Source organism: Streptomyces sp. MAR4 CNX-425, assembly GCF_048656465.1.
GTDB lineage: Bacteria > Actinomycetota > Actinomycetes > Streptomycetales > Streptomycetaceae > Streptomyces.
This window is the reverse complement of the sequence record NZ_JBMDLF010000026.1, coordinates 1-9721: the sequence shown is the minus strand read 5'-3', so window position 1 is coordinate 9721 and position 9721 is coordinate 1. Positions and strand designations below refer to the sequence as shown.

Here is a 9721-nt window from a genome sequence, read left to right as displayed (position 1 = left end):
GGAAGCCGGCGGGGTCGAGGTAGGCACCGTCGTGCACGATCCGGATGTGCGCGTGCCCCAGCGTGTGCGGGCCGAAGGCGGCCCGCAGCGCGTTCCACCGGCCCTGGATCTCCAGGGGTCTGGTTCACGGCCTTCCTGGCCCTTTTCAGGCCGGCCGTGGGGCGAGTCGCGATCCGCCCGAACCGCGGAGACGGTCGGCTTGGGGAAGTTGCGCCAGCGCCAGTGCAGTTGCAGAAAGACCTCGTTCTCCCCGGCCATGTCGCCCTCGACACCGCCGAGACCAAGGCCGCCCGCCAGCGTCAGCCGCGTCAGTTCCACTCGGGCGGGCCGGCCCGTGATCCGGCGGCCGTGGGCTTCTCGGCCGCCTCCCGGCGGTGCTCTGCCCCCGTCCGCCGGGCGCGGTTGCGCCGGGCGGACGGTCGGGGGCGGCGGAGCGGTCGGGGGAGTGGTCGGGGGAAGGGCGGGCCGTCACCGCGGCAGGCACACCACGTGCGTGGCCTGGGCGCGCTCGGCCGCGGCCAGCATGGCGGCCCGTACCACCTCCGCCTGCTGCTCCGGCGACTCGCGCAGCTTGCGCGGCGTGACGTGCACGACTGTGATGCCCAGCCGCTCCAGGGTCTCCCGCTTCTTCGCGTACGCGGACCACACGGCCGCGTCGTCGGGGGAGCCGCGCCGCGGCGCGCGGGCGTCGATCTCCAGCGCGACCGCGTGGTCCGGCCAGTAGGCGTCGACGCCGCCGAGGCAGGGGCCGCCGGGGAGGCGGAGGTCGACGTTCCAGAGGGGGTCGGGCAGGGCGTGGGCCTCGACCATCTCGTAGAGGCGGCCCTCGGCCCTCGCCCGGCCCTCGGCGATCAGGGTGTCGACCGCGTCGACCACGTGCGGGCGGCCCAGCAGCCGGGCCTGGCTCAGCTCGCGCACCACCGCCGCCGCCTCGCAGTGGCCGCCGCGGACCGCCTCGGTCAGCAGCCGGTGGACCTCCGCGGCGTCGGTGAGCACCGCGACCGTGTCGGCGAGGGCGCGGGGCACCGGGGCGACGGGCAGGCCCGTGATGCGTTCGGGGCGGGGGAGGACGTGGGCGCGGACGAGGCGGGCGAGGCCGGTGGAGCGCAGCCGGCGGGTGCGGGGGAGGAGGACGTCGACGCGGGTGAGCGCGCGCAGCGGCGGGGCCGCCGCGAAGCCGTGCAGCGCGAGCGCCGCCGGCCCGGTGACCATCGCGTCGCCGTACGGGGCGAAGGCGGCGTCCTGCGCGGGGGCGGAGGCGGAAGGCGCGGGCGCGGGCGGGGAGGCGGTCGCGGAGTCGGGCGCGGCGGCGGGTGCGGCGGTCGGCGGCGTGCCGCGGGTCTGGGTCGGCACCGTGGTGCGCGCCCCGCGCCCGGCCGGCGTGCGGCCCGCGTACAGCAGCGCCGCGTGCAGCCGCTCCTCCGGCGTCGGCGGCCCGGCGTGCAGGAGGTAGACGCCGGGAAGGAGCTGCTGCCACGGCCCGCCGGGGCGGCAGCGCCGGGCGGCGTCGGCGGTCGGGACCCCGTGCTCGCGCAGCTGCCGGGCGGTCATGACCTGGCGGCGCGCGCCGGTGGCGTGGCTGAGCGGGCGCGGGTTGAGCGGTGCGGGGGAGGGCGAGTTCGTATTCATGGCCGCTGGATTCCCGGCCGCCCGCCCTCCCCTAACCGCTGTTACACGCCCGTCGAAGAATACGGACAAGCTGGGGCTAAAGTGCACACGTTCGACTGTCGAGTAAGGGAGTCACTGCTCCGTTCGTGTCACGCCCGCGGACCCGCAGGCCCGCCCGCCCGCAGTGCGCGCCGCGGCCTCAGCCCCGGCCGTCCCGCTCCTGCGCGCGCAGCGCCCGCGCCAGGTCGTCGCGCGCCTCCCACACCAGCCGCCGCAGCGCCGGCGGCGCCGAGCCCTCGGTGTCGCGCAGCCACGCGTCCGTGGCGTCCAGCGTGCCGCGGTGCGCCTGGAGCGCCGGGTAGAGGCCCCGTACGACCGCCATCGCGCTCTCGATCGTCCGCTCCCGCCAGATCCGCTCGATCGCCTCGAAGTACCGCGGCGCGTACGGCGCGAGCAGCTCCCGCTGGCCGGGCCGGCTGAAGCCGGAGATGGTCGCCTCGACGATCGCGTTGGACAGCTCGTCGGAGTCGACGACCGCCGCCCACGCCCGCTCCTTGACCCGCGCGTCCGGCCGGGCGGCCAGGCAGCGCACCTGGTGCCGGCGGCCGGACGCGGTGTCGTCGCGGGCCAGTTCGGCGTCGACGTCCGCCTGGTCGGCGGCGCCGTGGGCGGCGAGCGGGAGCAGCAGCTCCCACCTCAGCTCCTGGTCGACGTCCAGGCCGTCGATCTTCGCCTGCCCGTCGAGGAGGCCGCGGAGCAGTTGCAGGTCCGGTTCCGTACCGGCGACGGAGGCGAAGAAGCGGGCCCAGGCGAGCTGGTGGTCGCTGCCGGGCGGGGCGAGCCGCAGCTCGCTCAGCGCGCCCTCGGCGAGGCGCTGTTCGGCGGCGTCGCGGTGGCCGGGGGCGGTGTAGTGGTCGACGGTGTAGTGGGCCTGCTGGTGAAGCCCCTGGAGCACGCCGATGTCGGTCTCACGGCCGGCGAAGCGCCGCACGAGGCCGAGGTAGTCGCGGGCGGGCATGAGCCCGTCGCGGGTGAGGTCCCAGGCGGCGGCCCAGGCGATCGCGCGGGCGAGCGGGTCGGTGAGGTCGCCGAGGCGTTCGCGGACGGTGTCGAGGGAGTCCTCGTCGAAGCGGGCCTTGCAGAAGGTCAGGTCGTCGTCGTTGACGAGGATCAGCTCCGGGCGCGGCTGACCCGCCAGCTCCCCGACGACCGCGTGCCCGTCGACGACGTCGGCCTCGGCGCGCGCGTAGCGCACCAGCTCGCCGGAGGCGCCCGGCTGGGCGTACAGCCCGACGGCCACGCGGTGCGGCCGCGGCGGCGCGGCGGGAGCACCCCCGGCCCCGGTCTCGCTCCCGGTCCCGGTTTCCGGGCCCTCCCGTACGATCGCCAGCTCCGTGATCCGGTCGTCCGCGTCGTACGTCGCCTGCGGTGTCAGCGTGTCGACCCCGGCCGTCTGGAGCCACGACCGGGCCCACACCGACATGTCCCGCCCGCTGGTCTCCGCCAGCGCGGCCAGCAGGTCGGCCAGCCGGGTGTTGCCGAAGGCGTGCCGCTTGAAGTAACGCCGCGCGCCCTCCATGAAGGCGTCCCGCCCGGCGTACGCCACGAGCTGCTTGAGCACCGCCGCGCCCTTGGCGTACGTGATGCCGTCGAAGTTGAGCTTCGCGTCCTCCAGATCGCGGATGTCGGCCGTGATCGGGTGCGTCGTCGGCAGCTGGTCCGCCCGGTACGCCCACGCCTTGCGGCGGTTGGCGAAGGTGATCCAGCTCCCGGTGAACCGGGTGGCCTCGGCCAGCGCCAGCGCGCCCATGTAGTCGGCGAACGACTCCTTGAGCCACAGGTCGTCCCACCACTCCATGGTCACCAGGTCGCCGAACCACATGTGCGCCATCTCGTGCAGCACGACGTTCGCCCGCCGCTCGTACGCCGCCTCGGTGACCTTGCCGCGGAAGACGAACTCCTCGCGGAAGGTGACCAGCCCCGGGTTCTCCATCGCGCCGATGTTGTACTCCGGCACGAACGCCTGGTCGTACTTGCCCCACGGGTAGGGGTAGTCGAAGTGGTCGTGGAAGAAGTCGAGGCCCTGCTTGGTGACGGTGAAGACGTCGTCGGCGTCGAAGTGCCGCGCGAGCGACCTGCGGCACAGCGCGCCGAGCGGCACCACCAGCTCCCGCCCGTCGTCGAACGCGCGCGTGTAGCGGTCCTCGACGTAGGCGTACGGGCCGGCCACGACCGCCGTGATGTACGTCGAGATCGGCTTGGTCGGCTCGAACCGCCAGGTCGCCGAGCCGTCCTGGTGCGCCTCCGCGCGCCCGGCCTGCGCGCCGCCGCTGAGCACCGTCCAGTGCTCCGGGGCCGTCACGGTGAAGGTGAACGGGGCCTTCAGGTCGGGCTGTTCGAAGGTGGCGAACACGCGGCGCGCGTCGGCCGGCTCGTACTGCGTGTAGAGGTAGACCTCGCCGTCCTCCGGGTCGACGAAGCGGTGCATCCCCTCGCCGGTGCGGCTGTACGCGCAGCGCGCGTCGACGACGACCTCGTTCTCCGCCGCCAGATCCTCCAGCGCGATCCGCGAGCCGTCGAAGACCTCCCCGGGATCGAGGTCCCGCCCGTTGAGGGTCACCGCGGTCACGTCCGGCGCGACGAGGTCGAGGAAGCTCGCCGCGCCCGGCTGCGCGCAGCGGAACCGCACCGTGGTCACCGACCGGAAGGGCTCCGGCGCCGGGGCCGTCGCGCCGCGCAGGTCGAGCTCGACCTCGTACGCCTCGACCTCCAGCAGCCCCGCCCGCTCCCGGGCCTCCTCGCGGGTCAGGTTCTCACCGGGCACGGGGGGACTCCTTCGTCTCTCGCAGGTCCGACAGCGAAATCATGTCATGCGGGTTCCGCCCGGCGGTGCTGACGTACCAGGCCGGCCAGGGACAGCCCCACCGCCAGACCCGCGGTGGTCAGCAGCTGGGTGCGCGAGTCCGGCTCCCGCAGCATGAGCACCAGGATCCCGCCCATGGCCGCCAGCGCCGCCCAGGTCAGATACGGGTACGCCCACATCCGCACCGTCAGCAGCTCCGGCGCCTCCCGCTCCAGCCGGCGGCGGGTGCGCAGCTGGGCGGCGGCGGTGAACGCCCAGACGACGAGGATGGCGGCGCCGGTCATGTTCAGCAGCCACTGGAAGAGGGAGTCGGGCCAGCGGTAGCTGAGCAGCACGGCGACGAAGCCGAAGGAGCAGGTGGCGACGACCGCGCGGCGCGGCACGCGACGGGTGAGCCGGCCCAGGAACCGCGGGCCCTGACCGCGGGCGACGAGGGAGTACGCCATGCGCGAGGCCCCGTAGATGTTGGCGTTCATCGCGGACAGCAGCGCCACCAGCACGACGACGTTCATGATCTCACCGGCCGCCGGGATGCCGAGGTGGTCGAGCGCGGCGGCGTACGGACCGGCCTGCACGCTCGGGTCGTCCCACGGGATCAGCGCCACGACGACCAGCATGGAGCCGACGTAGAAGATCGCGATCCGGTACATCGCGGTACGCACCGCGCGCGCGACCCCGCGCCGCGGGTTCGCCGACTCGGCGGCGGCGATGGTCACGTTCTCCAGCCCCCCGTACGCGAACACGGAGGCGAGCAGGCCGACGAGCAGCCCCTCGGAGCCGTTGGGGAGGAAGCCGTCGCCGGCGCCGGTGAGGTTGTCCGTACCGGGCGAGTCGGTGCCGGGCAGCAGCCCCAGGACGGCGAGCACGCCCAGCCCCAGGAAGACGGTGATCGCCGCGACCTTCAGCCCGGCGAACCAGAACTCGGCCTCGCCGAAGTTGCCGACCGACGCCAGGTTGGTGGCGCAGAAGACGACCATGAACAGCAGGACCCACATCCAGGGCTCGGTGCCCGGCAGCCAGCCCGTCACGATCTGCGAGGCCCCGATCGCCTCGACGGCGATGGCGACGCCCAGCAGACACCAGAACATCCAGCCGGACGTGAACCCGGCCCACGGGCCGAAGGCCCGCTCGGCGTGCACGGAGAAGGTGCCGGAGGCAGGGTTCGCGGCGGACATCTCGCCGAGCATCCGCATCACGAGCATCACGAGCAGCCCGGAGACGGCGTACGCGAGGACGATGCCGGGCCCGGCGGCGGCGATACCGGCACCGGAGCCGACGAAGAGCCCGGCGCCGATGACGCCGCCGAGGGCGATCATCGTGAGGTGGCGCTGCTTGAGCCCGGTGCCCAGGTCGGACCGTACGGGCGTGGGGGGCGCGGCGGTGGAGCCGTGGGGGCGGGGGGTGGTGCTCATGCTGGTGCTGTCCTGTGGGGGGAGTGCGGGGACGACGATTCAGTGTGCGGCATGACGCGGGGTGCGGGTCGAGGCCGCGAGGCGTGGTTGGAGGAGTCCTACAGCCGCAGAAGAGCCCCGACACGGGTGTGTGGCCCGGCACGAAACCCGGCACTCGTGTGGTGAATCTCACGTGACCAGCCAGGATGCCGAAAACCGAGTCCGGGGGCCGGTGGCGGGGCGGGTGCGGGGGAGTGACAGGTATGTGCGCGGCGGATTGGCACCTTCCCACGGTGAGCGGCTCGCGGCCGTCGGTTAGCGTACGAGCGTCCCCGTACCCACGAGGGACGCGACGGACCCACGAACCGCGAGAACCGCGAGCCCGAGCCCCGAACCCCGAAATCCAAGCCCAGAGCCCCAAGCCCCAAGCCCCACCCCTCAACCCCAAGCCCAGAGCCCCGAGACCGGAGAGAACCCGATGAGCACTGCCGCCGTCCCCTCCCCGCAGTCGGCCGCCCGCCCCGGCGCCGTACTCGCCGACGTGCTGCCCGCCTCCACCGCTGCCCGCGCCCGGGCACGGGACATCGCCCTCGTCGTCGGCGGCGCGGCGCTCACCGGCGCCGCCGCGCAGCTGTCGCTCCCCGTACCGGGCTCGCCGGTGCCGGTCACGGGCCAGACGTTCGCGGCGCTGCTGGTCGGCGCCTCGCTGGGCACGGGCCGGGCGTTCCTCTCGCTCGCGCTGTACGCGCTCGCGGGGATGGCGGGGATGCCGTGGTTCGCGGAGGGCTCGTCGGGGTGGGGGATGCCGTCGTTCGGCTACGTCCTGGGGATGCTGCTGGCCGCGGTGGCGGTCGGCGCGCTGGCCCGCCGCGGCGGCGACCGCGACGTGTGGCGCACGGCGGGCACGATGGTGCTGGGCAGCGTCATCATCTACGCCGTGGGCGTCCCGTACCTGGCCCTCTCCCTCGACGTCCCCCTCACCGAGGCGGTCTCCCTCGGCCTCACGCCGTACCTCCTCGGCGACGCCCTGAAGGCGGCCCTGGCGATGGGCGCCCTCCCGGCGGCCTGGCACCTCGCGGGCCGCACGCACCGGAGCTGAGGGACTACGCCGCCCGGCAGTGGCGGAGTTCGAGGACGAGTTGGGACGCGAGAAACCAGCGGGCGGCCGGATGTCCGTAGGGGAGGCATTCGTCGTTCGGGGACGAGACGAGCGCGCCGCCGACGCCGGGGGTGACCAGGCCGCCGAACACCCCCCAGACACGAGGCTTGCGCACCCGTAGCGCGAGGGGGACGGTCAGGTGCGGGCAGTACCGGAGGGCAAGCCGAGCGCACGGCGCACACACCGGCGGCTTGGCGGACAGGGCGCCCTCCGGCCAGTGGGCCGGTTGTTCGCCGGGTCCAGGCTGCTGGAGGAGGAACAGCCACCCCCGTGCCGTACGCCCGGCCGGGGCGCCGCAGACCTGGCACAGCATGCCGAGCATGGCACGCCGCTGCCGGTGCGAGTGCAGCGAGCGGAAGACGGGCCGCCCCACCCCGGGCGCCTCGGTGAGCCGCGCCCACAGCACGCCGTGCCGGTCCCGGTCGAGGGCCCGCTCGTCCCGGTAGGCCAGCCCCGAACCGTCCTCGCGGATCGTAAGGGCGGCGCCCACGGCGGGGACTTCCCCGCTCCAGGCGGCGGCGTAGGGGACGGGCAGACTGTTCCGCCCCCAGAGCAGGGGCGGTGCAGTCTGGGTCGGAGCGTCGTGACGGTTGGCGCTGGTGCTGGTCATGGAGGGTGTCCTCTCCGCCGTGCCGTGCCGCGTGGTGCCCGCTGAACGTAGGGCGCACTATTGTTACGGCGCAATGATGTGACACCTAGATCCACCCGGTGGAGTGACTCGTGGCACAGTGGTCGCGACAGTCCGTCACGACAGAGGGGGAGGACCCGGATGCCGCCGCGTGGACAGCCTTCGGCACGCCAGGTGCGGCTGGGCACGGAACTGCGCAAGCTCCGCGAACAGGCCGGCCTGACCAGCGCCCAGGCCGCCGCGTCGCTGGGGTGGGAGCGCCCACAGGTGAGCCACATCGAGTCCGGCCGCTGGGGCGTCAGCGGCGAGCGGGTACGGCACCTCGCCGCGCACTACTCGGCGAGGGACGCGGCTTACATCGACGCGCTGGTGGCGATGGCGGAGGATCATACGAAGGGGTGGTGGAGTGAGTTCCGCGGGATCCTGCCCGCCAGCGCCCTCGACCTGGCGGAGCTGGAGAACCACGCGAGGTATCTCCGTACGGTCGAGACGTTCATCATCCCGGGGATGCTCCAGACCGAGGAATACGCGCGCGCGGTGTTCAGCGGCGCCATCACCAAGCGACCGGCGGCGGAGATCGATGCCGCCGTCCGGCACCGGGTCGCGCGACGTTGCATTTTCACGAGGTCGTCACCCCCGCAGTTCGATGCTTTTCTGCATGAATCTTCGCTGCGCGTGAGGTATGGAAGTCGCGAGGTGATGCGCTCGCAACTTGCCTTCCTAGAAGATGTTGCCGACCTGTCGACAGTAACTATTCGAGTCATCCCGCTGGGTGTCGAAGAGGTTTCCTCTTCCTTGCAATCACTCACCTATGCGGGCGGCCCCGTACCGCAACTGGACACCGTCCAGGTTGACAATGCTTTCGATGGCGCTTTCCTGGACGCTGTGGCCCAGCTGGGAACGTACCGCGCGCTTCTCGATCACGTCGAGCACCTCTCGCTCGGCGCTGACGAGTCGATGAAATTCATCCGGTCCATCACACGAGAAATGTGAGTCTACCGTGACGAACACCGACATCCGTTGGCAGAAGTCCTCCTTTTCCAGCGGGGGAGATGGCGGCCAGTGCATCGAACTCGCGGCAATAGCTGACAACATCGTCCTGAGGGAGAGCGACGACCCTGAAACCGTCGTGACCACGAACCGGCACAAGCTCCGGGCCTTCCTGCTCGGTGTCAAGGCCGGAGAGTTCGACCACCTGATCTGAAGCTCCTCAGAGCTTGTCTCACGTGGCGTGGGGTTGATGCGGCATGATGTTGTGTCATAGGTGTGGATCTGTCCCAGCGGCTGGTGCCGGACGAGCTCTGGTCGCTGGTAGTGCCATTGCTTCCACCTTTTCGCTCCGCGGTCGCAGGGGGGTGGTACGGCGCCGGTGGACGAGCGGGCGGTGTTCACGGCGGTGGTGTACGTGCTGACCAGTGGGTGCGCCTGGCGGCATCTGCCGGAGACGTTCGGTGTCTCGCCGGCCACCGCGCACCGGCGGTTCTCGGCGTGGACGGAGGATGGGCTGTGGCGGCGTCTGCACCAGGCCGTCCTGGACGAGCTCGGCGCCCGTGGTGAGGTGGACTGGTCCGCTGCGATCGTGGACGCGGCCTCGGTGCGTGCGAAAAGGGGGGATCGCTGACCGGGCGCAATCCGGTCGACCGGGGCAAGAAGGGCAGCAAACTCCACGTCCTGTCCGACGCCCAGGGCTTACCACTCGCCCTCGGTGTCTCCGCAGCGAACGTGCACGACGGCCAGGCACTCCTGCCTCTGGTCCTGGGCATCCCCGCCATCCGGTCCCGCCGCGGACCGCGCAGGCGCCGCCCGAACAGGCTCCGCGCCGACAAGGCGTATCACTCCCGCGCGCATCTGCGGTGGCTGCGCCGCCGGGGCATCATCCCGCGCATCGCCCGTCCCGGCATCGAGTCGGGCGAACGTCTCGGCCGGCAACGCTGGAAGATCGAACGGTCGATCTCCTGGCTCTTCGGCTACCGCTGCCTGACCGTCCGGTACGAACGGAAAGGCAGCCACTTACTCAGGTGTTCTCAGCGAAAGGGGCTGTGGGAGGGGGAGTTGAGGCGGTGGCGTGGCGG

At 72.7% G+C, this 9721-nt stretch carries 7 protein-coding genes and 1 pseudogene; 4 read left to right on the top strand and 4 right to left on the bottom strand.

Going from position 1 to position 9721, the window contains the following annotated elements:
* Positions 1 to 468 precede the first annotated feature (468 nt).
* The 3 genes from ACHZ99_RS33240 to ACHZ99_RS33230 form a co-directional block, all read right to left on the bottom strand.
* Positions 469 to 1629 carry a hypothetical protein gene (locus tag ACHZ99_RS33240; RefSeq protein ID WP_420308569.1) on the bottom strand — a complete coding sequence of 387 codons (1161 nt, stop codon included), beginning with the start codon at positions 1627 to 1629 and terminating at the stop codon, positions 469 to 471.
* Between the two features lie 178 nt (positions 1630 to 1807).
* The gene (pepN, locus tag ACHZ99_RS33235) at positions 1808 to 4432 is read right to left on the bottom strand and encodes an aminopeptidase N (RefSeq protein WP_420308568.1); all 2625 of its coding nucleotides are present in this window, start codon (positions 4430 to 4432) and stop codon (positions 1808 to 1810) included.
* A gap of 44 nt (positions 4433 to 4476) precedes the next feature.
* Complete coding sequence (locus ACHZ99_RS33230; protein WP_420308567.1) at positions 4477 to 5883, bottom strand: amino acid permease; 1407 nt, start codon at positions 5881 to 5883, stop codon at positions 4477 to 4479.
* A gap of 457 nt (positions 5884 to 6340) precedes the next feature.
* On the opposite strand from ACHZ99_RS33230, the gene ACHZ99_RS33225 reads away from it, so the two are divergent.
* Positions 6341 to 6961 carry a biotin transporter BioY gene (locus ACHZ99_RS33225; RefSeq protein ID WP_420308566.1) on the top strand — a complete coding sequence of 207 codons (621 nt, stop codon included), beginning with the start codon at positions 6341 to 6343 and terminating at the stop codon, positions 6959 to 6961.
* A gap of 4 nt (positions 6962 to 6965) precedes the next feature.
* On the opposite strand, the gene ACHZ99_RS33220 is transcribed toward ACHZ99_RS33225, so the two are convergent.
* The gene (locus ACHZ99_RS33220) at positions 6966 to 7631 is read right to left on the bottom strand and encodes a hypothetical protein (protein WP_420308565.1); all 666 of its coding nucleotides are present in this window, start codon (positions 7629 to 7631) and stop codon (positions 6966 to 6968) included.
* Positions 7632 to 7823: 192 nt separating this feature from the next.
* Between ACHZ99_RS33220 and ACHZ99_RS33215 the strand changes: the two genes are divergently transcribed.
* The 3 genes and pseudogenes from ACHZ99_RS33215 to ACHZ99_RS33205 all read left to right on the top strand — a co-directional run.
* Entirely contained in the window at positions 7824 to 8642 is an 819-nt protein-coding gene (locus ACHZ99_RS33215) for a helix-turn-helix domain-containing protein (RefSeq protein WP_420308564.1), read from the top strand.
* 7 nt (positions 8643 to 8649) lie between these two features.
* A complete protein-coding gene (locus tag ACHZ99_RS33210) occupies positions 8650 to 8853 on the top strand; it encodes a DUF397 domain-containing protein (RefSeq protein WP_420308563.1) in 204 nt (67 codons plus the stop codon).
* A gap of 56 nt (positions 8854 to 8909) precedes the next feature.
* A pseudogene (locus ACHZ99_RS33205) lies at positions 8910 to 9721 on the top strand (IS5 family transposase); the annotation flags it as partial.

Coding starts and splice junctions, on each gene's coding strand:
- ACHZ99_RS33240 (WP_420308569.1), bottom strand. CDS start 1,629: ATGAATACGAACTCGCCCTCCCCCGCACCGCTCAACCCGCGCCCGCTC.
- ACHZ99_RS33230 (WP_420308567.1), bottom strand. CDS start 5,883: ATGAGCACCACCCCCCGCCCCCACGGCTCCACCGCCGCGCCCCCCACG.
- ACHZ99_RS33225 (WP_420308566.1), top strand. CDS start 6,341: ATGAGCACTGCCGCCGTCCCCTCCCCGCAGTCGGCCGCCCGCCCCGGC.
- ACHZ99_RS33220 (WP_420308565.1), bottom strand. CDS start 7,631: ATGACCAGCACCAGCGCCAACCGTCACGACGCTCCGACCCAGACTGCA.